This is a genomic window from Novipirellula rosea (assembly GCF_039541335.1).
Taxonomy (GTDB): Bacteria; Planctomycetota; Planctomycetia; order Pirellulales; family Pirellulaceae; genus Novipirellula; species Novipirellula rosea.
The window spans coordinates 84,339-107,927 of record NZ_BAABGA010000041.1 but is presented as its reverse complement, the minus strand read 5'-3'; the positions used below and the strand labels follow the sequence as shown (position 1 = coordinate 107,927).

The following is a 23,589-nucleotide window of genomic DNA, read 5'->3' as shown; positions in this document are numbered from 1 at the left end:
CTTTCCGCCTGTTGTGGATTCGATGACCGGATCGAAGCCTATCCCACATTTAGGATCGCGAGGCTCTTACTGCGTGAGCGCAGGATCGTTTCCATAACCGAGGCCGGGGCCCGAGAGCATTCGCGTTGGAACTTGGCCACCGCGAACTTCAAAGAACTCGCCAAAGTCTGCCATCCAGCGTTGATTGGCGGCCGGCGAATATTGGCGGCCATTGCTTTCGATCGCGGCAACGCCCGGAATATGAGCGGCCAATGAAGCCGAGTGCAACAGCGACGCTCCGACGCACGTCAGATCCTGGACACACAAAAACAGCTTTTCGTGACGCGCGACGGCCCCCAGCAACAATGCTTCGGCGTGCCCCTTACATGCCTTCAGTGCGATCCCACTGTACCCCTGCTTGATCGCCGTGCGAAGCGAACGAAGGTTCACCAGCGATTCATCAATCACCACCGGCAAACGCTCGCGAACACGATGCATCGTGATCGCCGGCAAGCGTTCCAAATCGCGGTGCGTCGGTTGCTCGATGTACTGAATGCAACGAAGTGCATCAGGTTGTTCGCGGGTGATACGTTCGAGCACCGACAAAACATATTCTTCGTCCGCGCACTTTTCGTTGAAGTCGAGCGAGAAGGCCCAATCCGCTTGACCGGACGCCGGTTTTTCACGAACGCTGCTGGCGACTTGGTGCGTTCGGATCACACGCTGGACATCCCAATCCAAGTCGTCGCCATTGAGCTTGATTTTCAAATGGGTCAAGCCATCGCGAACGATCCAGTCACGCAGCGTTTCAGGCAACCCATCGCCGACGGGCTGATCCAGATCGCCATCGCCAAGCGGATCAAGGGCGCCGACCAAATGATACAGTGGCATCGAAGGGACGGGCTTGTCCGAAATCAGATCGCCAAGCCACACATCACGATAGGCGGATTCACCGAGGTAATGCGCCAAGTCATGCTCGAGATAAGGCTGTGACAACAGCGCGTAGCTGCTTTGATCAGCTGCTTTGCCATGCGCATCGAACAACGCCGCCTCGACCGGAGACGCTGCAAGCAGCACGGCAAGATCAGGAATCGGAGAGCTCAACCCTCGCTCGGATGCAAGCTGTTTCGCAAGCGACTCGCGCACTGGAATCATCTGATGACAGATATCCAGCGGATGCCCAGTCAACTCGCTGCCGGAGAACGCTTTTGCGATTCGTCCGACCAATTCAACGACGATGTCGAGCTTTTCAGTATCGCCCACCGACGGATCGGGCCATGCCCAGGCGACTCCCATTGTCATCGAGCCAAGCCCAGAGGCCGCTCGCGAGGCAGATTCGGCATTGCAATCGACCGAAACCACGGTGACATCCGTGACCACTCGCCCGCCAAACTTCATTGGCGTTCGGTAATCATAGGTCTCGCTGCGTACATTCAGTTCGACGCGTTGTAAATCAGTTGAGGTTTTCATGCCTGAAACTGTAGCCGAATTTGGAGAGATATTCGACTACCACAATCCACGTCGCTGGATTTTGCATCAACCGAACGGGCAAAGTATCAAATACTTTGCCGGTTGTTCTGAAAAAACGAGCTAGCTCGATGGGTTGCGAAGATCATTGATTCTCCTCGCAACCCCTCCCGCACTAGACCAAGTTCTTACGAACAGCCCAAACAGCGGCTTGAGTACGATCGCTAACGCCGATCTTGCGAAGGATGTGCTGGACATGTTCCTTCACGGTTTCATAGCTGATGCCGAGCATCTTGGCGATTTCTTTGTTGGTCAAACCGAGGGCCATTTGACGAAGAACTTCGCTTTCACGCTGAGTCAAAGGGACTTCGATGTCCTGGCTCAAACGAGGCGTTGCCAAGGCACCGGTGACGCGTCGCAGTTCTTCGCGGGTCCATGCCGATTCGCCCGAAACAGCCAGCTTGAGAGCTTCGGTCAAACGTTCGCGGCCAGCCGATTTCAACACAAAACCTGCGGCACCCAGTGCAACGGCACGAGCGATGTAGGTTGGGTTGTCGTACGCCGAGAACAATACGATTGGAAGATCGGGGTGGTCCAGCTTGATACGCCCAAGAGCGTTCAGTCCATCGCCACCTTCCATGCGGATGTCCAACAGAACCACGTCGGGCTTAATGGCTTCGACTTGGCTGAGAGCTTCAGCCGCGGTGGTCGCTTCACCGGCAACCTCGATGTCGGTCCCCTCGAGCAGCAGCGCGATGCCGACTCGAATGATCTCGTGGTCATCAACAATCAGAAGCTTCTTGGTCATTTTCTTATTCCTGTAAGTAGAAGAGATTCGCGTATCTGCAATTTCTTAATTTTCCCACCACGTCAAGTGTGCCTGGGATACCTCACCAGCGACATTCGCCGTAAAGCTTACTCTATTCGGGTGCTCACCCTTACGCAGGATGATGATTTACTCCAGCAACCCGCCAAACCAAAACTCATTTTTAAAAGTTTGACATTTTCCTGAGTACACCGCTCGATTCACTCTGGTTGTCGCGTTCACCAAAACCGCAGTGCAATTGCATCACTGCTCCCTTGGTGACTGTTTCCTGACTACAAACATCGCGAAAAACCGCTGTTTTTACCGCATCGATTCAAATCGACAGGTTCGGTAAAGAGAACACGGCCAGCAGGTTTTAAGTCCGCCGCAGCGGGGACCGCAAGGTCCCTTCGTCCAATCGGCTGTTGAAGTCACCCCCCTATTATTAACACGAAAATAGGGGGGGGAAGGGGGGCGCTAGTCAATTGAATGCGAAATGGGTTGATCCCGACAACGAAACGGGGGGGACAAAACGCGATTACCAGAACGGTTTTCTGTTTTCCGAACCAAACGCCCCTCTACCGGACTGCCTCCAAACTCAAAAAGGAAAGTTTGCCGGTTTGCTCTTATTTCAAGCAATCACCGGTCTTTCTTGCTTGATTTCATGACCCGAGGTCGTTTTGCTGCATCGCTGCGACTGGGAGCTATTTGTCTCTTCTTCGCTAATGGCGATTCGTTTTCCGTACGGCAGGAAACAACAGCGTGCGGCTTACCGCTATACAAAAAACCGCTGTCGCGAAATGCGACAAATCGACCTTTTGAATCACGGAAAATCAGATTCTCGGATTCCTCGACAGCCAAACCTAGCGGTAACCCCAGACACAATCCCGGCAAGCAGACAAAGCATCTTCGGCAACGCTGTGAAGCATTTTTCGGGTAGCTACCTTTGCCAGCAGGTGGCGATTCGCATTTGCGGGGCAACGAACCACGAGCCCAAACGGCTGCTACAAAAGACCACAGGCGAGTCCCTAAAAAACGGTCTCGCGTTGGCTGCGACCGCATCGCTGGATTCCGGCATGATGTGGGTCCGTGCTGCGGTGATAAAGGACGGCCCGCGACCTTTGTCCAGGCCGGGGCACCTAAACAAGCCTCCTTGGTGCTCCCCGCATGGCATTTCGGCTATGATTCTTCACATTAATCATCACCGTTTCTCTAATTCACCTGGGAGGTTTCTTTGTTACGGAATCGCTAGACGGCGTTTCACACATAGCGACGTCGGTAAAAGTCAGACGCGATCGGTCTTTCTCCGGCATGCATGTAGAGGCGTGGTAGGTTTGATTCGTTAGCGACCTGAACCGATTTATCCGTTTAAGACCCTGGTGCCTGAGCAACTGGGACTTGTTTGGAATGAAAGTTCATCGCCAACGTCACAGACACTCGATAAGGCACTTCAGACAGCGGCGAATTCGCGGCCCCCCAATGACTCAGACGGACGCAGCATGGTGGAGCGTCACGATAGAGGAAGCCCGGTTAAGCGAGGCATGGGAGCCTACATTTTCTCCGCTGCACTAAAAGCGTCTAGCATTTTTGATAGAGGAACCTGCAATATGCTCATGAAACAGCCGTGCCCCGAACAGCAATTTGCTTACCAAGCCCCTTACGGCTCGACACTGCAGGACACTGGCGTTCAGTTTTCCGTGTTCAGCCGTTCGGCGACCGCAATGCGTTTGCTGCTGTACAACAAAGTCAACGATCGTGAACCGAGCGAGGTGATCGAGTTTGACCCCATCAATGATCGCCGTGGCGATATCTGGAGCATGCATGTTCCCGGTCTCGCGCACGGCCAACTGTACCATTACCAAGCAAGTGGTCCTTGGGATCCCGAGCATGGACAGCGATTTGACCCTTCGGCGCGTCTGATCGATCCTTATGCCCAAGCTCTCGCGGGCACCTATTTGCCAAGCAACGATGGTGTGGTTCGCCCGCCCAAATGTGTCGTGATCGAAGACACATTTGATTGGGAAGGCGATCGCCATTTACGTCACGAGATGAGCGAGACGGTGATCTATGAGATGCACGTCCGTGGGTTCACCAAGAGCCGGACTGCAAAGGTCAAAACCGCCGGCAGCTATCTCGGCGTGATTGACAAGATCCCGTACCTCAAGTCGTTGGGGATCACCGCCGTGGAGTTGATGCCGATCAATGAATTTCCGATTCGTGATCCGCATGGCAAAAAACTTGAGCGTCCCAATTACTGGGGCTACGACCCGATGGCGTTCTTTTCGCCCCATCGCGGTTACGCGCATGGCAAAGAACCAGGCGCTCAAGTCGTCGAATTTAAACAGATGGTCAAGGCGCTGCATGCTGCGGGGATCGAAGTCATCCTGGATGTGGTCTTTAACCACACTTGCGAAGGCAACGAAAACGGGCCGACGATTTCCTTCAAAGGACTCGAGAATCAAGTCTATTACATCCTTAGCGAAGGCCAACACTACAGCAACTACTCGGGTTGTGGCAACACGCTCAATGGGAACCATCCCGTTGTCCGTGAAATGATTTTCCACTGCTTGCGTCACTGGGTCTACAACTACCACGTCGATGGATTCCGTTTTGACTTGGCCAGCATCCTGAGCCGAGACACCAAGGGGAACTTGATTCCCAATCCGCCGATGGTCGAGATGATTGCCGAAGATCCGATGCTTGCGAACACCAAAGTGATCGCCGAAGCATGGGATGCCGCCGGAGCATATCAGGTGGGATCGTTTGGCAACCACCGCTGGGCCGAGTGGAACGGTCGTTACCGTGATGACGTTCGTGGTTTTTGGCGAGGCGATGGTGGAACACTCGGATCGTTGGCAACACGGCTGGCCGGCAGCAGCGATTTGTACGAGCACGCTGGGCGTCCGCCTCATTGCAGCATCAACTTTATCACCAGCCATGACGGCTTCACGATGAACGACTTGGTGTCGTACAAAGACAAGCACAACTTGGCCAATGGCGAAGAAGGTCGTGACGGTGACAACCACAACATCAGCGACAACTATGGCGAAGAGGGTCCGTCACGCAAGAAAGGCGTGCGAACGATCCGCGAGCGTCAAATTCGCAACATGTTGACCACCTTGCTACTTAGCCAGGGCGTCCCGATGCTGGTCAGCGGCGATGAATGCCGACGGACTCAGAAGGGGAACAACAACGCCTATTGCCAGGACAACGAGCTGAGTTGGTTTGATTGGCGATTGGTCAAAAAGAACGCCAACATGGTTCGCTTTGTGAAATCGTTGATCGAGTTCCGCAAGGCTCAACCGACCGTACGTCGCCGAGAATTTTTGACTGGGCAACCTGTCGATGGGCGGATGATTCCGGACGTCTCGTGGTATTCGGCGGCGGGGACTCCGCTTGACTGGGGGCAACACGATTTGGCGATGGTCGCCTACATCGCGGCTCCGAGTCGCCGGGACGATCCCGAAGGCGTCGGCCGCGACGTGGTGATGATGTTTAACAGCACCGGACAAAACCGCGAATTCATGCTGCCCGAAGTCGGCCGCGGAATGAAGTGGAACCTGTTTGTCGACACGGCTGCGGAATCTCCGAACGAGGTGTTCCCCGAGCTGAATGGGCCGATGCCACCGAGCAATCGGGTGATCGATGTGCCTTGCCACTCGTTGAAGATCTACGTCAACCAGATCGAATCGCCTCAATCCGCCTCGTAAACAGGGCAGAAGCGAGATTCAAGGGCGATCGCCCCTGCTGTCGCCGCTTCAAAAGCCACCCGCTTGGTGCCAAAGTCAAATGGCATCACGGCTGTCAATTTCGCTTACCGCCTCGAGTCGCCTGTGGGGGACCCGAGGCGGTGGCATTTTGCTAGCACCGTAAATCCACGTTTTTCCTGCAATCAGCCGCCTGCAGACCACGGCGGCTGGGCAACCCGTCTTGCCATCTTTGCAATAATCACGAACACTAAGACACGAGACACCCTGACTCGTCTTCCTCCAAGTAGAAGTCACCGGGGTACTGCCGCAAAAATATGGCAACCCCTCACTGCACTGAAAGAGATTGCATGAACCATTCCCCCCTTCACGAACTTTCCAATAGCCATTCGTACCAGAGCTATCAGCGTCAGCGTCAACTGACTCTTGGCGATTTGCTTTTGGAAAACCGCATCGTGTTTCTGCAAGGCGAGATTCACTACGCCAATGCCAACGACGTGGTAATGAAGCTGCTTTATCTGCAGAGCGAAAACCGTCGCAAAGACATCCACTTTTACATCAATTCCCCTGGCGGATCGGTCACCGCGACGCTGGCGATTTATGACACGATGCAGATGTTGTCGTGCCCCGTCGCCACGTACTGTGTCGGCGAAGCCTGCAGCGGCGCCGCAGTCTTGCTCGTCGGTGGAACTCAAGGCAAGCGTTTCTGTTTGCCCAACAGCCGCGTGATGATGCATCAACCGATGGGTGGTGTGGGCGGCCAAGTCAGCGACATTGAAATCCAAGCCGCTGAAATGTTTCGTTACCGCGACGTGTTGAACAAGATCATCAGCAAGCACAGCGGCCAATCGGTAGAGAAGATTTCGCAGGATACCGACCGCGACTTCTTCCTCGGTGCCGAAGAAGCGAAGGCTTATGGGCTTGTCGACGACATCTTGGTCAAGCCACCTGCGGACGACAACGATGACGACGACGACAAAAAATAGTCCGATGAACGAGACCCTCCAATCTCGCTTCCAAGACGTCGTCATTTTATCTGAATCCCACTGCCCCCATACCGTCGAAAGTTTATAAGCATGCCCATCATTCCCTACGTTGTCGAAAAAAGCGGACGCGAAGAACGCGTCTATGACATCTACAGCCGACTGCTCAAAGACCGGATCATCTTCCTCGGCCAACAAGTCGACGACCAGATTTCCAACGCTCTGGTTGCGCAGATGTTGTTCCTGCAATCGGACGATCCCAAAGCCGATATCCACATGTACATCAACAGCCCTGGTGGCAGTATCACCGCAGGCATGGCGATCTATGACACGATGCAATTCGTCTCCTGCGACGTTGCAACGTACTGCATCGGCCAAGCTGCATCGATGGGTGCCGCACTGTTGACCGCCGGCGCGAAGGGAAAACGCTACGCGCTTCCCAACGCTCGGATCATGATCCACCAACCGCTTGCGGGGATGCAAGGAACCGCGCGTGAAGTAGAAATTCACGTCGAAGAATTGCGCCGGATCAAGAAACGGATGAACGAGTTGATGATCGAACACACCGGTCACTCGCTTGAAAAGATCGAACAGGACACCGATCGCGACCGTTTCATGTCGGCCGACGAAGCGTGCGAATACGGTTTGATCGACAAAGTGGTCCACAAAGCGGGCCAAGTCTAAGCAGGCCGCAGCAGCGGACCGACGACAGCGGAAATGTATCACCCGCGGCAACTCGCTTGCCGCGGTTCCCGCGTCGACCGCCCCCTTCGTCTAGCGGCCCAGGACGCCGGACTCTCAGTCCGGAAACAGGGGTTCGAATCCCTTAGGGGGTACTGAGGCTTGATCAAACCTCAGCCAAGTTTGCGTGTTTCTATCGGGACGATTCTCACAAAACGCTCCTGACTTACCCGCACAGCCTTTCTTTTCATCGATCTTGGCGGCGATGTACGTTATGCTTTTAGCAGAGCGCACACCGCCCCCCCATTAGCGGAGACATCGATTCCATCGTTTTGTCACCGTTAGGGGGAGTTCTCTTTTTCTGATCTTGATCCAAGGAGACTCGCCATGCCTCACAAAATCTTGTTTGCAAAGATGAAAGGAAAGTGGGAAGGCACCTGTCGAACTTGGTTCCAGCCCGGTCAAATCGCCGATGAATCTCCGATCCGCGGCGAGATCACGCGAGTGCTCGAAGGCAGCTTTCTTCGCCATTCCTATCAAAGTTCGATCCAGGGCAAGCCCCGCAGCGGCGAGGAACTGATCGCCTTTAACGTGATCTTGCAGACCTTCCAGTGCTCGTGGATCGATGATTTCCACATGAATGATGCGATCATGTTTTCGCAAGGCCCGGTATCCAAACACGGCTTTTGTGTGTTCGGCGAATATGACGTTGCGGTCAACCATCCCAAATGGGGCTGGAAAACCGAATTCGAATCGCATGATGACGACCACCTCATGATCACCGCCTACAATGTCCACCCCGAAGGGATGGAAGCCAAAGCGGTCGAGACGATTTACCACCGCGTGCACTAAACACCACCGCGATAAACCGAAGGTGGATCCGAGACAGCCATGCAAAGCACAATCAGCATCCAGATCGACCGCAACATCGACGACGTATTTCGGCTCACTCACCAGCACGTGGCTCAGTGGAGCATCATTGTGATCGAAGACGAAGTGATCGAGGAAAAACCGGGCGGCGTCGGAACCACGTTCCGTACAGTGACCGAGGATCATGGCAAACGAATGGAGTTTGCGGGCGTCGTGACGCGTCACGAACCGCCGTACGTCCACGCGGTCCATATGACAGGCGACATGTTCGACATCGACGCAGAGTACGTTTTCAACGAATCAAAAGGTCGTACCCGAGTGACTCAGAGAGCCAACGTGACGGGCAAAGGCATCTTCCGCTGGTTCATGTTGTTGTTTGGCTGGATGATGAAGCGATCACACAGCAAGGCCAGTGAATTGGAAATGCAAAGCTTAAAAAAGTTCTGTGAAACCGCTGCATAGCCCGGCGACACGCAGACCCTACAGCGCGTACCACCAAATCCCTAAGAAGTGTGACGTCGCGGCCATCATCACGAAAAGATGCCACCCGGCATGCAGGTACTTGATCCGAGAATCGTTGATCAACAGCACGACGCCCATCGAATACAACACGCCGCCGGTAATCATCAGCGACACCAGCGGAGCGGGAACATATCCCGCTAACGGAATCGCCGGTAACCAACCGAGCAACAAATACGAGATGGTGCCAATCGAATTGACTCGGTGCCGCAACAAGACTTTGCCGAAGAATCCGACCGCCGCCGCAACCCAAATCGCGATCAACAGCGGATCGCGAACGCCATCGGGCGCGTGAGCATAGATGATTGGCGTGTACGTCCCCGAAATCATCGTGTAGATCATCGCTTGATCCCAGGCTCGCAGATTATCGAGCATCGGTTGGCGAAAAATCAGATGCGACAACGTCGACGAGACAAATGTTCCGATCACCGACGCCATGTAGGCGGCTGCGGCGATCGCCGCCCCCTGGCTGACGTCCAACGCAGCCCGCACGAGAAAAGCGGCCGCAATCGTCGATACGAGAGCGGCGATTCCGTGCGTCAGCGCATTGGCCCATTCCTCGTCGAGCTTGACCGGAGCGTCGCCGATGTCCAACGTTTTTGATTCCAACGTTTTCACTTGATCCACTTCAGGTCTCGCATCCAAAGAGTGAGTAGTTCGGGCCACGCATCGGTTTGCTGGTCGTTGGGACGCGAACCAAATCCGTGCCCTCCACTACCAAACACATGCAGCGCCGCATTGATTCCGTGTTTTTGAAGTTCGGTAAATAATGTCACACTTCCCAAGCAACTGATGCGATCATCACGAGCGTGAGCAAAAAACATCGGCGGTGTCTTTTCGGTGACTTGGATGTCATCGATCAACGTCGAATTATCGTCCTTCTCGACAAGCCAAGCGGGGTAAACCAACACGGCAAAATCGGGGACGTAGTTCGCAGAATCGTGCTCATCGACCGCGTCATAGAATCGCTTGCTCGCCGTTGCTGAGCGAGCCGATGCGTTGCCCCCCGCAGAAAATCCAAGCACGCCCACACGCTTTGCTGAAACACCCTCGACCGCGCCGCTGCGAACCATGCTGATCGCGCGTTGGATGTCCTGGACCGCGGGCTTCCAATTTTCGTCTTCGCTTCGCGTCGGAACGCGGTACTTTAATACGATGGCGGTGACGCCAATTTCCTGAAGCCATTCTGCGATCTCGGTCCCTTCGAGATCCCATGCCAAAATGGAATATCCGCCGCCGGGGCAAACCACGATCGCGGTATCCGATTTCACATCGGCCTTGGGATGGTAGACGTACAACTGCGGCGTCGAAACGTTCCCGATCCGTGTGACATATTTTCCTGCGACCTGACGACTGTTCTCGTCGCTGGTGTCTTTCTCTGCTTCGCTAGGCGCCGTCCACGCAGGTGGCTCACTCGGCCAAACGTTCACGATCGCATCGGGCGACGCCGTGTTTGCGGCGGCTACAGCAGCAGGCTTTTCCGCCTGCAGCGTCCCGGTGAATACGATCAAACCAAGGAACATTAGAGAGCGGGCAGTGAGAGCGTGGGGAGTGTTTTTCATAATTCTCTCGAAGGTATAGCAAGGAAGGGGTGCGGAGGGGAGCGTCGAGGCCCGCAGGCCCGGGCGTCAGAAACGATAGCATTTCAGACTCCGACACGCGTCCAATTGTCTTCGCCCGACCACGGATCGGGCAACCCGCCAGCGAAAAAGATACATTAAGATTACGTTTGTATTACATCCATCCTTTGTCTGAAAACAAGTTTCCGCGGGGTACCCATCACGTGCCCAACGACCTCGCAGCCAACCTGGAACGACGGCTCCACCGGCTCGAAGTCTGCGCTGCGATCTCGCTGCACGCATCGGAAATCCACTCCTGCGATTCTGTAGCTACTGCGTCCACCCTGGTTGGTATTACGGCCAGCCGGCTAGGTCGCGATCCCTATCTACACCGCTGGGTCTGTCAATTTTTGTCCCGCCGGATGCTCGATCTTCGCCACAGCGAGTCGACGTTGGTGGTCGCAGCGGGCTCGGCGATCGACCCGCTGGCGACTCGCGCCGCCGAGCTGTTCCATGTCCCGATAATCCGCTTGGTGGTGAACCCAGAGGATGGCAGTGCTTGCGATCACTCGGACGTCTGCCGGATCCAGTCCACCGAACCGCTATCCAGGGACGCGGTGTTGATTGGAATCGCTGACCGCGTCGATGCGGTTTACGTCCGTCCAGGCGGCAAGATTGAAACGAACCTGAAAGCTCGGATCGCCGCACTACGCGATACATCGACACGCGTCGCGGTGATCGCCGACGTCCCATCGGCCGCGCCCGAGTTGATTGCCGACGGCGCGATCGGTTGGTACTTGACTCGCCCCGAACGTGCAACATCCAAAACGCATGATGGCGTCTCAATTGTTCGTGGGGATCACGGAACGAACAACGACATCGCCTGGACACGCTCGGACGGCCAATGGTTGACGCACACCACTCGCGGTTGCGATGGCCCCTGGCCCGGGCAAACCGACCATCAATACCAAGACGAACTGCTGCTGAATCGGATCGCAGACAGTGCGTCGCGGATCCCCAGCAGCGGCCCTCTGCTAACGCTTGCCCGCATCGTTCGCAGCGGCGTGATCGTGGCCAATGCCATCACCAGTTCAAAAAAATATCCGGTGGTCTGTTTCTCGGAAGTTCCGTTGGCAGACCGACTGCACAAACGCAAGTATCGTTCGCACCTTGGCCGCTGGGATGACGAGCCGTATGGAGTTGCGATCCGTCTGGATGCCGCCAAGCAACTCGGACTGAAACCGGTCATCTATGGCGATCCAAAACAGCGAAACCAGCTCGCTGCGGAGGACCAATTTCGCTTTCAAGCCAAAGGAAAAACGTTCGATTGGACACGCGAGCGTGAATGGCGATCCGATCGATCGGTCGACCTGCGGGAATTGGACCTTCGTGACGTGCGAATCTTTCTGCCCTCAGCCGAGGAAGCGGCAATGCTGCGTCCGATCGCCGATTGGGAGATCACGCTGCTGGGCGACGACGCGGCCGCGATCCAACCTGAAACGTAAATTGTTAAAACTTCGCGAATCGCAGCACGAGCGAATTTGACAAGCTCGGTGGCGTTTCAAAAGCACCCGCGATTGTCTACGCTGTGCAGCAAACAAACCAACAGGCATCGGCGGCTTTCCCAGCACGTCACGAATGAATCCTTCACCAGAGAGACAAATCATGCTTCATGCAGTGATCATGGCGGGCGGCAGCGGCACACGATTTTGGCCTGCCAGCCGCACGCTTCGTCCCAAGCAATTGCTAACACTGCATGGGGACCGCACGATGATCCAATCGACCATCGACCGACTTGGAGACTTGGTTCCTGCGTCGCGGCAAATGATTGTCACGAACAAAGTATTGGTCGATGCGATCGCAGAACAGTTGCCGTCGCTGTTGCCGAAAAACATCGTCGGCGAACCGTGCAAACGCGACACAGCCCCTTGCGTTGGACTCGCAGCCGCGTTGGTTCATCACGAAGACAACGATGCGATCATGGCCGTGATGCCCTCGGATCATGTGATCACTTCGCACGAGGCGTTCCAGGCCGCCATCGCGGCCGGCGAGGCCTTGATCAAAGAAGACCCAACGCGAATCGTGACTTATGGAATTCCGCCCAAGTACGCGGCCGAGTCGTTCGGCTACGTGGAACGCGGCGAACCGATCGCCGCAGAGGGTGCGTCGGTGTTCCAAGTCAAACAGTTTCGTGAAAAGCCCGATGCCGAAACGGCTCGTCGTTATCTCGAAGCAGGGTCGTTCTACTGGAACAGCGGCATTTTCTTGTGGCGTGCATCGACCATCCTCGACGCTTTGCAAAAGAACGAGCCTGAGATGTATTCGCACATCGCTGCGATCGCCGACCGGATCGGAAAGCCTGATTACGCCGAAACACTTGAGAAAGAGTTTGCAGCGATCCAAGGCAAGTCGATCGATTACGCCGTCATGGAACAATATCCGAACGTCGTCGTGATCGAAGCCGAATTTCCATGGGATGACGTCGGCAGCTGGCAAGCGTTATCACGACTTCACGAGCCGGATGCAGCAGGCAACACGGTTGTCGGATCCCACATCGGCATCGACAGCCGAGGCTGCATCGTCAACACTCACGATGGTCATACCGTGGTCACGATCGACGTCGACGACTTGATTGTCGTACAAACCCCGGATGCAACGCTGGTCGCCCCAAAACACGCCGAAGAACGAGTTCGCGAAGTCGCGAAACAGCTCAAAGAGAAGGGTCTCGAAGGCCTGCTGTAGCCCGCACGATCCACTGCGTATGAAAGGGTTGTGACAAAATCGGCCGGGGACAGCATGCAGCCATCGACGCGAGGGACCGAACTACAGCTTACCCTCGCGCGTAAAGTCTTTCGCCTTCGTGTCGAATTGAAAATCCAGACCGGCCGAGGTGGTTTTGGAGCGAATGTCATTGAGGTTAAGAAAGCGATTCCCGTCCGCACGTTCAACAACAATTCGTGCACGGTCCAGGTCCCCCGGAACCGAATAGTATGCAAATTTGCCCTCGTGGTCGGTCAGCTCCGGAGCCCACCGCGAGTACAATTGGTCAATCGCAGTTGGCTGCGAACCGATCGTGACAAATGCCTTCGCCAGCGGTTTTCCGTTGACCTGAACGCGACCGGTAACTTTGATCGCCTTTGCCATTTGCAAAGTGATCAGCGGCTCGCCCTTCGCTTCCAGAGTGAGCAAGTGGTAAGCCGAACTAAAACGCCGACCACGCTCGTATAACGCCCGCAAGAACTCTTCTCGTGCCAGCGGATCCGTGGGAGCATCGTCAACCATTTCCATGATCTCTTCGGTCTTCAACTCGGCACGAAGTGCATGTACTGCCGCCAGTGTCCAGGAAACGTCGTAGAGCAACAATTCGCAGCGGCCATCGGCGTTCGTCGTTTGCGGCGCCGCCAGTTCCATCGGTACCCGAAACTCTTTTCCGTTCTGATGAATGATCTGCTGATAGCGAGCGACCACTGATGCGTCCGCGACTGGCTCTCCTTGTTCGTCAACAACTCGTATCGAAATCCGATTTGGTCCATCCGCGAAAACGTCGGTTGGGATCGCAAGCATTAGGACGGAGATCGCAATCAAGCGAATAGAAAATCCCATGACACTGCCCTCGAAGAAGATTCAAATGCCATCCTGACCGTTTTCTCTGACGCGACCGCCGACATTCCAAATGGATGGAATCATGCCGCGACGAATCCTAAAGAGGATTCTAGCCAATTCCGCAGCTACGAGGCAACTTTTCGAGGCATTTTTCAAGCGTGTCCGACCTTGATGCCGGCTCGGCCGCAAACGAAAAAGGCAGAACGCGGCTGGAAAAGCCAATCAAGCGAGCGGCAGCCTGTTTCGGACGAAAAATGAAAACGGAGAGACCAGATCGCAACCTCATTGAATACGGTTGCCGTTTTCAGGTTTCCCAACTCGCTTCCAGGTCTCACTGAGCACTCCGTCCGCTGAAATTTGCTCGTGCGATCGCTTCGAAAAAACAATCCGAAACTTGATCGTTTGTCCAATCAGATCAGTTGTATCTTCTCCTGCAAACTCAACTTTTTCCTCCAAGAAAGTTCCGTCGAATTTGTAGGTGCCGCCGTGCACGAAAACTATCTTCCCGCTGTCGGGATCTGGCTGCACCAAGCACCAATGCGTGTCATTGTAGATTTTGAGCCGCGTATTGATGCCGTCAGCAGCCCCACGATTCGAGTCGGCGATCGCAGATTTGCTCATTCGCCAAGTACCTACCAATGTGTCGCTTGGCGCGTATGCGGTAGCAACGGTGCCCTCCGCCTTAACGACGCTCGTTGACGAGCAAGCAAAAAGAGCGGCTGCAACAAATACTGCGGTCCCTGATAACGCAAAACCAAAACGATTCATCGTCCCGCTCCTAAACACAATGGAAATAGATCTCAATCAACGAAGACTTGCCTGGGACAAGTCAACTCAACCACTGAATAGATGCAGCCGGCAACGGAATTTGTCTAAAAAAGATTCAAATTCCTTTCCAAAAGATTCTCAGATCCCAAGATAGCCGAACCTTGAAGCGAATGGCGAACGCTCCTATATCCTTCAATAAGACACTTTGTGCGGCAAAACGAGACTGCGCGACGCCTTGCCATTTACGGATTGACGGGCGTTGGTGCAGAGGAGGACTTTAACCGGTCCAGCGTGTGAGGGGCAGGCGTTTGTCGCGGACTCCAACGCGTCCTCACAGCGGAGGGTTGTTTGGATCCTCCCTAATTAACCTTAAAGTCCTGCGTGTATTCCCGGAGGAACGAAGTTGCAACATCAAATGGATCGTTGGTTGCAGATTCACCCCAATAGAACTTGGGGTGTTCGGAAGGTGGCAATGAGAGATTGGACAGGATTTCGTCGAGTGGTGAGTCGGAACGTGCGCCCACGCGGCCAATAAGCAAACGGTGAATATGAGCCTGAGTAACAAGAAGACGCCACAAGACAGGCCGTGTAAGCGGATGAAAGTTTTCAAATACCTCAAAAAACAAACAAACGTCGTGCCACCCTTCATCCCTGGTCAAATCCTCAACGACCCGTTCAAAGTCACCAAATGTCCGAAGTTCTAATGGCTGACCTTTCGTCAGCATGCAATCGTGTAGCACGTTGTCCAGACATCCCAGCGGAATTCCTTGACGCCAAAATTGTCGCGGGTTCTCATTTTTGCAACTCTTCGCGTTTGCTGCATGCGGTTCATATTTTATTGCAGGCGAAAGCCCTGCCAGCTCAAAGTCACATGTAAACGTTAAATACAAGGCCTTCGCAAGCGTGTAATTCGCCGAAATCCCCGGATCAACTGAAAGGTCAACGAACGTGAGGTTACGCTGGATAATCTTGAACAATGCAATGGGAGCCAGTAACTTGTAAATCGTCGAACGCATGTAGTATCCAGGACGTTTCAACCATCCACCTCCCTCGGGTGAGAGGTCGCCCTCGCGTGCCGTTCGAGCCAGACTTAGGACTCGGTAATACGCGTTCTCTGATTGCTCGATCAACTGAAACAGCAGTGGCTCGTATTCAGCATAAAGTTTCTTCCTTGCGTCATACTCGTAATCACGGCGTGCGTTGCGTTCTGCCGAGTTCTCGCCGAACTCCGACTTCAATTGTTCAATGTCGCGAGCACGTGCGACATCAAGTTTAGCCTTGTACGACTCCAGCTTTTCACTGTACTCGTGTTGGATCGCTCCCTTGATTCTTTCGCCAATCCAACTCTTGGCCAGCCAAACCAAAGAAGCTGACAACGCGGCGCTCACGCTGGCGGACGCAAGAACGGTCGTCACGAACTCAGTCACAGTCATCGCTGAGCTTCACCCTTAAAAAACAACTGGATCAGCGGGCGGCAGCAAACGAATTGCAAGCCGGGGAGAAACCGCCCCACTCGTTCCTCGGGCGTTTAGAACGTTGCTTCTCCGATGTTAGAATACGCTTTTTGTACACAGTTTGCCATCGATTTCTTCATTGGGTATTTAGGTCGATCCTCACTCTGCCATTGTCCCCGACCACAGGCACGGGTATTCATGCAGATTCGCCGCCCACTCTCGCAGCTTAAATGGTGCCCGCAAATCAGCGTGAATCGTGGTCACGTTAACGCGAGATTAATTGGCTCACCCCCGTGCAACGCGCCGCTCACGCTCGAGCAATAAGATTGGTAGGAAAATGGAGGTAGGAAGATTGATGCAACATAAAGATCAAAAGACAGGCCGACAGCAACCAGTCGCAATCCGTCGATATGCCAACAGCCCCGGATGTCAGTCCACGAACATTATTCAAATCTTTTTACCAAGAAGGTTTTGCCATTTTCTCACAGCAACCGATTAACTCCCGGCCCCTAGATCATCTCGCAAGGACAGTCCTGACCTTGGCCCCCGTTCACAACCGTCCTTACGTGTAGCAATCGGCATTGCCGATGATCAACCGCGCTCGATTCGAGGCGTCTTACCAAAACCTGATGCAAACATGTTCACCCGACCGCCCCCAAAACAGCGCATTTGGGGAGATGAATTTGGTCCGTCAGACGAGCGAGAAGGTCGGGGAACTTACTCGGAATGAAGTCGGCGATTCAACTTGGTGAAACGGACGGCGCCGATCATGCCGATCACGAATCCGATCACAATCAGCGGCCATGCGATGATGTGATAGATGAGTGTGACGGAAAAGAACTGCAGGATCGATACTCCGGTTCCCGCGACCATCAAGGCGGTTCGCCCATAAGCCAGTAACGTGCGTTCGTTGGCGAGGTCAGTGCGAATCAAATTCAAGTCCTCACTCGAGACTTCTTGGTGCTCACTCATGACTTCTTTGACTTGACGGCAAGATCCAGCTTGGCTTCGAGCTTGGCCGCCATTTCAGCCTGCTCCTTCAACTCTTCTTCGCTGGGTTCCGTCTTTTCCTCTTCACGAGCCGCATCCTCTTCGATCGCTTGCATTCGCTTCCTTGCTTCGTTGAGCAATACGATCCCCTCGTTGAAACAGACAAATCCGATCACCACAATCGCGATGGCAGCGATGTAGCGGAGCGACCAAGTCGTGAACATGATCATGGCCACTGCACACAGGATCGCCACTCCGGTTTGAGCGAACTTTGACATCGCTTTGATCTGCGTATCTCGCGTTTGCACTCGAGTGCTCCGCGAAATCGCATTGCGAGCCGACTGGTTGGCCAATTCTCGCATCGCCGACAGATTGCTTGTTTTCTCAGGGGCCTGCGAACGCGGCACCATCGGCTCATCGGGGTCAATGTAAGTCGACTCGTCGGCATCAACCGTCGTCGAAGCGACCGTGGTGGTTCCGAGTGCGGTCGCCACTGCAGCCGAACTGGTGTCCGATACCGATGTCGATGTTTTGGTCGTCTTGCTGACCGTGCCCGTTTCGCTTGGCTGTGTCGATTCGCCCTGAACCCGTTTCAACAAGCGGTTCATATAGGCTTCGATGGAATCCTCGTCCTCGTCTTGCGCGGCCGCTTGTTGCCCGTCGGCGACCACCGTTTCGCTGGACATCACCGTGGCATCTTCTGCGACGGCCGGTTCGTCTTGGTAATCGTCATCCGCATCCGCGTCACAGTCTTCCGGGGTACTGTCTTCCGCATCGTCAATCGACGTAAGCTCTTCGAGCCGCTCACTGGAGTAGGCATCCGCTTCGGCGTCGTCGACTGCGGCTTCGCCCACCATCGCTTCATCCACGCTGGCTTCGTCGAGCACCGCGTCTTGGGAATCGCTATACGACCAAGCACTGGTGTGCTCGACCACCTTGGAGTCCACTTCTTGCTCGGCATGCGGGTCAACCACATCCGATTGCAAATCACGATCCAATGCTTCGGCTTCGCTGAACATCGAAGTCGCTTCGACCGCATCGGATGCCCCGACCGCGTCAAGTGATTCATGCTCGTCGTGGGATTCATGTTCGCCGAGTGATTCATGCCCGTCGTTCGATTCGTCCGTGTCGACCACGGCATCGACGTTATCCCAAGGCTGTGATTCGTACGATGCGTTATCCGCTTCGATGTCTTGGATCAACTGACTCGCCAGCGATCCCATCGAGGCATAGGGATCGTCGCCATCGCTGTCGAGCGATTGGGACTGCGAAACCGCTTCGATGTCCTCGTGGGACTCCATTTCATCTGCGGCGTCACTGTATTCGCGCGATTCACTGTATTCCCGCGATTCACTGTATTCCTGCGATTCTTCGCACTCTGGCGAATCATCACGCTGGTACCCACTGTACTGCGAGGACCAAATATTCTCGGAGTCTGTTGTCTCGTCGGCGACCTCGCCTTCCATCGCGACAGCGTCATCGTCCTGTGCGGACTCGCCCTCTGCGGACTCGGTATCCGCCGCAGCGACTTCATCAAGCAACTGGGAAGGTGTATTCCAAGTGCTGACCGAGACGTTGGCGTCATCGTCATCGCTTTCGTCGTACGACGCATTCAGCTGCGAATCGTCTTGTTCCGCCGACTCTTCGATCAATTGCGAGGGCGTGTTCCAAACACTGACCGAAACGTCGGTCTCTTCTTCGTCATGATCCTCATACGACTGATGTAGCTCGGGTTCGTCGACGGTGGTCGAATCATCAATCGATTGCGAAGGAGCCGCCCAGCTTACCGATGAAGCCGCATCGGAATCGGAATCTGTGACATCCTCATTGAGTTCCACGTCACGAATAGCCCCTTCGCCGATCGGCTCTTCGCTCCGCAATTCGGACGGGGTGCCCCAAGCACTCGAGGTCACCTCTTCGGCCGAGGAATCGTCGTCGACGTTGGAAATCTCCGCCACATCATCGCTCTCATGCGAGCACGATTCGGCGATGTCCGCAGACTCTTCCATCATCCACTGAGCTTGCTCGCCGGGTGCAACGGACTGCTCGTGACTTTGCAGCGACGGCGTTTCATAGGTCGGCCAAGCCTCGTTGTCCTGTTCATAAGCCGACAGCGAAACCGAATCGGCTTCGTCTTGATTGGCAAACGTCGGCTCTTCACCCGCTTGGAAACCGACCGCATCATGGTCGACCCAACTATCCGCGGTGGATTCGTTGGCTGTCGATTCAGCATCGGTGGACTCGGCAAGCTCGCCATCCTGTGGCACGTCCCGCTCGATCGCAGAGTTTAATTCGATCGCAGAGTCCATTTCGATCGCGGACTCACTTGATCCAACTGCGTCACTCCACTCGGACGGCGACGAAACATCGACCAGGCCGCTGGGCTCCTCCGGGCTGCCGAGAAATTCTGAACTGCTGGCGTCTTCAGGACTGAGGGGGTGCTCAGGACTGAGGGAGTCCAAATCCAGTGCGGGGTAGGGCGACAGCGTCGACGACGTGCTCGAGGGCGTATCGTGATCCAGCACGGGGCGGTCAACGAACGCGTCTTGCAGTTCCGCAATCGCTTCTTCGTATTGCGCCCGCATACGGCTGAGCTGTTCGGTGGTGGCTCCCAATTCGGCAGACACCAAATCGAACGCTTCGGAGGTGGGACGCACTTGAATTTCGGCAAGGGCTTGATCGCGTTGCTTTGTCATTTCGTCGATCCGGTGCGTCACTTCGTTGTTGACGTCACGCAGTTCCGACAATTCGCGGTGCGCGTTGGCCAGTTCGACTGACAACGCTTCGACCGATTGGTGCAACTGTTCGGCTTCGGCCAACCAGCTGTTGCGATCTGCTTCGTGGCGTTCACCGTTTTCGGCGAGCAACGTCTCGAGTTGCTGAATTGTTTCGCGAGCTTCGCCATAGTTGCTGCGGAGTTCCGACGATTCTGCACTGGCGCGAACCACCGTTTCCTGCAACTCTTCGATTTGATCTCGCAGCTGCTGAGCGACGACTTCGCTTTCGGCCACGATGCGTCGTTCGGATTCACGTTGGCTACGAATCGCGTCAAGTTCGCTGGTGATTTCCGCCAAGCGAGCTTCTGCATCAGCGCGGCGTGATTCACTTTTAACGCGTTCTTGAATCGCTTCGTCACGAGATTCTTCGAGTTCGCGTTGAATGCGGCGATGCTCCTCGCGATTTTGCACCTCTTCGCGAGTCAGCACCTCTTGGTTTGCCGATAGCGTTTCGAGCTGTTCGTTCAGCTTGTTGAACTGCTCACGCATGCGATGAATCGCATCGGTCGCCGCCTTCGCTTGCTGTTGCGACTGAGTCAATTGCCGAGCGGCTTCCTCGACTTGGCGACGGTAATTTTCCTCCAGACTCTGGAATTCGACCTCACGCTTGGCCAACATTCGCTGATTCGATTCGTTTTCCTCGAGCAGCCGCGCGACCTCGGCTTTCTTTTGCTCGTACTTAGTCTGAATCGTTCGCGAATTGGACTCTTCGGAAAGCAATCGTGCTTCGCGTTTGTAGAGATCTTCGGCGCGAGTCCACAGTTCGGTTTCCCGGCCACGGAGTTCGTGTTCACGTTGCGAACAATGGGATTCACGACGCTCGCATTCCTCTTGACGTTTTCGCCACTGCTGAACTTCGCGACGCAGTTGTTCACGCCAGGCCGCGTCTTCGGCCATCGGCACGTTGGGGGCAAAGTCGCGACGAGGCGTCGACGGAGCCGCAGTCATCCCCAATGGCGATGGCGGTCGAGATGACGGGTACACGCCAGCGGCAATGGTGCTGTCGAGCTGCCCCAGATGGGCGACGTCTCGCGTATTGCCGGTGCGGTCTGCCAACGATGCGATCGATGTCGTCACGCTGCGGTTTTGGAAGCGATCCGACGTGATCGATTGTGTGCTGGTCTTGGTCGACGCAAGCAACTCGAATTGATAGTTGCCCAGCCGCATCACATCGCCGACACTCAGCTTCGCTTCGGTCGTTCGCGTGTTGTTGACTTCGATTGGCACCGAGTAGGCACGAACGAGGATCTGGTTGGCATCGCGAATCAGCACCGCGTGCATCGGACGCAGCGATCGGTCACCGAGCTGCACCGAGCAACCATGGGCGCTGCCGAACGTGTAGCGGTTGCCGGTCAAACGCAGTCGGCGAACCGGCGAACCGGCGGTGATCACGCGGAATTCCATCGCCTCGGTTTCGTCCGGCTTGCTCAGCAAACTCGTCCCCGAAGCGGCCAGCGAGGGAACTTGGCCCGAGCTGACATCAAGTGTTTCGTAGGGAAAGGCCAACTGGTCCTCGATCGTCTGTTGCGAACGGAACAACGAAGACGCATCGCGAGGCTTCGCGGGATCCGAGTGAGACGCAATGGACGATTCTTCTACCAAAGAACCAAAAGCGTAGTCGTCGTTTGGAAAGGGAGCTGTATCGCTCGTGTGATCGGAATTCACCGTTCATGTCCCTTGCATCGTGGTATTAGCTAGTGGTTCGCAATCCCAAAGTGCCCCCTCCCACAGGCTTGCCATTCTGATGGATGGTTCAAACCGCATGGAGAGTGGGATCAGTTCGCAATTGCTGGCAAACACGGCGCGTGGGTCTTCCCCTGTTGCTTTAGGTTTGCACTGTATCTTCTTCGGATGTGAGGACTTATTACGGTTAATCTAATCGTGACGACGATGCCAATTTTGTCGATTATCTGCTTCAGTCCCCACAGACGGGCTCAATTCCCCACAAAATGGCCTGAACGACCACTCAATGGCTTAAGTGCCCGCCATATTGGCAGCCAGCTGCGATTTGCTTATTTCTGCAGCACCGCTCGAAGCTCTCTTGGATCGCAAATGTCCTACGAAACGAAAATTCTAGCGGGGGGGCCGACGCCGCTAAAACCGCTTCAATCGCGACCTGAAAGGCGAGTCAAGGATGAAAATGCTAGGAAATCGAAATCGGGAGGAAGACAATTTGGCCAAGCTTCCTATGATTGGGGCGAACTAAGGACGGACTCGATAATTCGCTGAACCTTCGGAACGAGATATGCGTAAAGGCGGGTTGAACCACTCAGTTGCCATTATTTTGTAATCGACGGCGTCGTTATCCGGTCCATTTGTGGGTATCCTATGCCACCCACTGCACTACTGAACGCAATACAGCACTACTTATTAGACGGGTTCGTTACAGGACAGCAGTGAGCGGCAAGGACCAGCAGCGAAGGTGAAACAACGGTTTTGGCGCTACCGCAAAACGAGCGGCGTCATTACGGCGTCCGGCCGAAGCGCAGGCGAGAGAGTTCGAGCGGATGAGTTTGAGCGAATGGGTGCGAGCGAGAAATTGCAAGCGAGAATGAGTAGCAGCAGCATTGATTAGCGAGTTTGGGGTTAGCCAATACGGTGCATCCACTTTTTGGAGGCATCGATCCTATAGAGCGAGGTTACGAAGATGCCACGAAAAGACGCGTTATTAAAGCTCCGAGAAAATCTTATCCGTCGCCGCGACGCATTAAGTCGAGCATTGGCGGGCGATTTGAGCTTGTTGCAAGAGCTGCATCAACAGAAGACCGGCGACGTGCTTGACGCCGCAGCCGACACGATGCAAGACGAGCTGAACAGCCAGCTGTTGGAAGTCGAGAGCCGCGAGTTGAGCGCTATCGAAGAGGCGATCGTTCGAATGGAACAAGGCGGATATGGGGATTGTGTCGATTGCGGCAAACCGATTCCGTTGACCCGGCTTCGCGCGATTCCTTACGCAACCGAATGCATCGCATGCCGCCGCAAATCCGAAATGTCCAGCGGCACGGCAGGTGCGGTCAGTTGGAACCGTGTCTTCGAAGATGCCGAAGTCGACTCGGTCTAGCATGACAAAATTAAGTCGCGGTGGTTGAAATTGATCCGGCCGTATCGGTCGTGACAATTTGATTACCGGATTTGCCGATTGTAACCTTAGACGGCCGGACGAATGTTCGGCCGTTTTTTAATGCGCCGAGAGTACTAGTTCTGACGTATGAAGCGCACAGGGATGCCAGCAAATGAAGGAACAAAGCTCGCGCCCCCCCGAGGTCGATGCATACAATCACGTCGGCACCTCTCCATGCGATGACGTTCACCCATTATCGGCTCCTTCCAATCCAATACGACGCTATGAATCCAACCTCTTATCCCGCTGCGGAGACGGTTCGACCCCCAACCGTTGCCGATCGTCGTTTTCGTCTCGCTCAGCTGT

General features: G+C 55.0%; 17 protein-coding genes and 1 tRNA gene. 9 read left to right on the top strand and 9 right to left on the bottom strand.

Annotated features, from left to right (window positions below):
* Nucleotides 1-66 precede the first annotated feature (66 nt).
* Both ABD971_RS17340 and ABD971_RS17335 read right to left on the bottom strand, forming a co-directional pair.
* A complete protein-coding gene (locus ABD971_RS17340) occupies nt 67-1,449 on the bottom strand; it encodes an enolase C-terminal domain-like protein (RefSeq protein ID WP_345324111.1) in 1,383 nt (460 codons plus the stop codon).
* Between the two features lie 172 nt (nt 1,450-1,621).
* The gene (locus ABD971_RS17335; RefSeq protein WP_339943403.1) at nt 1,622-2,254 is read right to left on the bottom strand and encodes a response regulator; all 633 of its coding nucleotides are present in this window, start codon (nt 2,252-2,254) and stop codon (nt 1,622-1,624) included.
* A gap of 1,604 nt (nt 2,255-3,858) precedes the next feature.
* Between ABD971_RS17335 and glgX the strand changes: the two genes are divergently transcribed.
* The 6 genes from glgX (at nt 3,859) to ABD971_RS17305 (ending at nt 8,954) form a co-directional block, all read left to right on the top strand.
* A complete protein-coding gene (gene glgX / locus ABD971_RS17330; protein WP_345324108.1) occupies nt 3,859-5,961 on the top strand; it encodes a glycogen debranching protein GlgX in 2,103 nt (700 codons plus the stop codon).
* Nucleotides 5,962-6,308: 347 nt separating this feature from the next.
* On the top strand, nt 6,309-6,944 hold the full coding sequence (locus ABD971_RS17325) for a ClpP family protease (protein ID WP_339943400.1): 636 nt from the start codon (nt 6,309-6,311) through the stop codon (nt 6,942-6,944).
* A gap of 90 nt (nt 6,945-7,034) precedes the next feature.
* The gene (gene clpP / locus ABD971_RS17320) at nt 7,035-7,625 is read left to right on the top strand and encodes an ATP-dependent Clp endopeptidase proteolytic subunit ClpP (protein ID WP_339943398.1); all 591 of its coding nucleotides are present in this window, start codon (nt 7,035-7,037) and stop codon (nt 7,623-7,625) included.
* Nucleotides 7,626-7,704: 79 nt separating this feature from the next.
* A tRNA-Glu gene (locus ABD971_RS17315) sits at nt 7,705-7,777 on the top strand.
* A gap of 232 nt (nt 7,778-8,009) precedes the next feature.
* Nucleotides 8,010-8,474: a DUF1579 domain-containing protein gene (locus ABD971_RS17310; protein ID WP_339943396.1), complete on the top strand. Its 465-nt coding sequence runs from the start codon at nt 8,010-8,012 to the stop codon at nt 8,472-8,474.
* 39 nt (nt 8,475-8,513) lie between these two features.
* The gene (locus tag ABD971_RS17305) at nt 8,514-8,954 is read left to right on the top strand and encodes an SRPBCC family protein (protein ID WP_345324104.1); all 441 of its coding nucleotides are present in this window, start codon (nt 8,514-8,516) and stop codon (nt 8,952-8,954) included.
* A gap of 18 nt (nt 8,955-8,972) precedes the next feature.
* On the opposite strand, the gene trhA is transcribed toward ABD971_RS17305, so the two are convergent.
* Both trhA and ABD971_RS17295 read right to left on the bottom strand, forming a co-directional pair.
* The gene (trhA, locus tag ABD971_RS17300) at nt 8,973-9,638 is read right to left on the bottom strand and encodes a PAQR family membrane homeostasis protein TrhA (RefSeq protein ID WP_345324102.1); all 666 of its coding nucleotides are present in this window, start codon (nt 9,636-9,638) and stop codon (nt 8,973-8,975) included.
* The gene (locus ABD971_RS17295) at nt 9,626-10,573 is read right to left on the bottom strand and encodes an alpha/beta hydrolase (RefSeq protein ID WP_345324100.1); all 948 of its coding nucleotides are present in this window, start codon (nt 10,571-10,573) and stop codon (nt 9,626-9,628) included. The genes trhA and ABD971_RS17295 overlap by 13 nt, the downstream gene beginning before the upstream one ends.
* A 221-nt stretch (nt 10,574-10,794) precedes the next feature.
* Here ABD971_RS17295 and ABD971_RS17290 point away from each other — a divergent pair, with 221 nt between their 5' ends.
* Both ABD971_RS17290 and ABD971_RS17285 read left to right on the top strand, forming a co-directional pair.
* Nucleotides 10,795-12,075, top strand: coding sequence for a hypothetical protein (locus tag ABD971_RS17290; protein WP_345324098.1), 1,281 nt, complete (start codon nt 10,795-10,797; stop codon nt 12,073-12,075).
* Between the two features lie 160 nt (nt 12,076-12,235).
* Nucleotides 12,236-13,312, top strand: coding sequence for a mannose-1-phosphate guanylyltransferase (locus tag ABD971_RS17285; protein WP_345324096.1), 1,077 nt, complete (start codon nt 12,236-12,238; stop codon nt 13,310-13,312).
* Nucleotides 13,313-13,393: 81 nt separating this feature from the next.
* On the opposite strand, the gene ABD971_RS17280 is transcribed toward ABD971_RS17285, so the two are convergent.
* The 5 genes from ABD971_RS17280 to ABD971_RS17260 form a co-directional block, all read right to left on the bottom strand.
* On the bottom strand, nt 13,394-14,173 hold the full coding sequence (locus tag ABD971_RS17280; RefSeq protein ID WP_345324094.1) for a hypothetical protein: 780 nt from the start codon (nt 14,171-14,173) through the stop codon (nt 13,394-13,396).
* Between the two features lie 282 nt (nt 14,174-14,455).
* Entirely contained in the window at nt 14,456-14,941 is a 486-nt protein-coding gene (locus ABD971_RS17275) for a hypothetical protein (RefSeq protein WP_345324092.1), read from the bottom strand.
* A gap of 359 nt (nt 14,942-15,300) precedes the next feature.
* Entirely contained in the window at nt 15,301-16,374 is a 1,074-nt protein-coding gene (locus ABD971_RS17270) for a hypothetical protein (protein WP_345324090.1), read from the bottom strand.
* Between the two features lie 738 nt (nt 16,375-17,112).
* Nucleotides 17,113-17,367, bottom strand: coding sequence for a DUF202 domain-containing protein (locus ABD971_RS17265; RefSeq protein ID WP_339943380.1), 255 nt, complete (start codon nt 17,365-17,367; stop codon nt 17,113-17,115).
* Nucleotides 17,364-21,827, bottom strand: a complete 4,464-nt coding sequence (locus ABD971_RS17260) for an FHA domain-containing protein (RefSeq protein WP_345324088.1) — start codon at nt 21,825-21,827, stop codon at nt 17,364-17,366. The genes ABD971_RS17265 and ABD971_RS17260 overlap by 4 nt, the downstream gene beginning before the upstream one ends.
* A gap of 982 nt (nt 21,828-22,809) precedes the next feature.
* Between ABD971_RS17260 and ABD971_RS17255 the strand changes: the two genes are divergently transcribed.
* The gene (locus tag ABD971_RS17255) at nt 22,810-23,223 is read left to right on the top strand and encodes a TraR/DksA family transcriptional regulator (protein ID WP_339943376.1); all 414 of its coding nucleotides are present in this window, start codon (nt 22,810-22,812) and stop codon (nt 23,221-23,223) included.
* Nucleotides 23,224-23,589 lie beyond the last annotated feature (366 nt).

What these genes read in the sequence shown, in the direction of transcription:
- ABD971_RS17340 (WP_345324111.1), bottom strand. Translation starts at nt 1,449, where the DNA reads ATGAAAACCTCAACTGATTTACAACGCGTCGAACTGAATGTACGCAGC.
- ABD971_RS17335 (WP_339943403.1), bottom strand. Translation starts at nt 2,254, where the DNA reads ATGACCAAGAAGCTTCTGATTGTTGATGACCACGAGATCATTCGAGTC.
- glgX (WP_345324108.1), top strand. Translation starts at nt 3,859, where the DNA reads ATGCTCATGAAACAGCCGTGCCCCGAACAGCAATTTGCTTACCAAGCC.
- ABD971_RS17325 (WP_339943400.1), top strand. Translation starts at nt 6,309, where the DNA reads ATGAACCATTCCCCCCTTCACGAACTTTCCAATAGCCATTCGTACCAG.
- clpP (WP_339943398.1), top strand. Translation starts at nt 7,035, where the DNA reads ATGCCCATCATTCCCTACGTTGTCGAAAAAAGCGGACGCGAAGAACGC.
- ABD971_RS17310 (WP_339943396.1), top strand. Translation starts at nt 8,010, where the DNA reads ATGCCTCACAAAATCTTGTTTGCAAAGATGAAAGGAAAGTGGGAAGGC.
- ABD971_RS17305 (WP_345324104.1), top strand. Translation starts at nt 8,514, where the DNA reads ATGCAAAGCACAATCAGCATCCAGATCGACCGCAACATCGACGACGTA.
- ABD971_RS17295 (WP_345324100.1), bottom strand. Translation starts at nt 10,573, where the DNA reads ATGAAAAACACTCCCCACGCTCTCACTGCCCGCTCTCTAATGTTCCTT.
- ABD971_RS17285 (WP_345324096.1), top strand. Translation starts at nt 12,236, where the DNA reads ATGCTTCATGCAGTGATCATGGCGGGCGGCAGCGGCACACGATTTTGG.
- ABD971_RS17280 (WP_345324094.1), bottom strand. Translation starts at nt 14,173, where the DNA reads ATGGGATTTTCTATTCGCTTGATTGCGATCTCCGTCCTAATGCTTGCG.
- ABD971_RS17275 (WP_345324092.1), bottom strand. Translation starts at nt 14,941, where the DNA reads ATGAATCGTTTTGGTTTTGCGTTATCAGGGACCGCAGTATTTGTTGCA.
- ABD971_RS17270 (WP_345324090.1), bottom strand. Translation starts at nt 16,374, where the DNA reads ATGACTGTGACTGAGTTCGTGACGACCGTTCTTGCGTCCGCCAGCGTG.
- ABD971_RS17265 (WP_339943380.1), bottom strand. Translation starts at nt 17,367, where the DNA reads ATGAGTGAGCACCAAGAAGTCTCGAGTGAGGACTTGAATTTGATTCGC.
- ABD971_RS17255 (WP_339943376.1), top strand. Translation starts at nt 22,810, where the DNA reads ATGCCACGAAAAGACGCGTTATTAAAGCTCCGAGAAAATCTTATCCGT.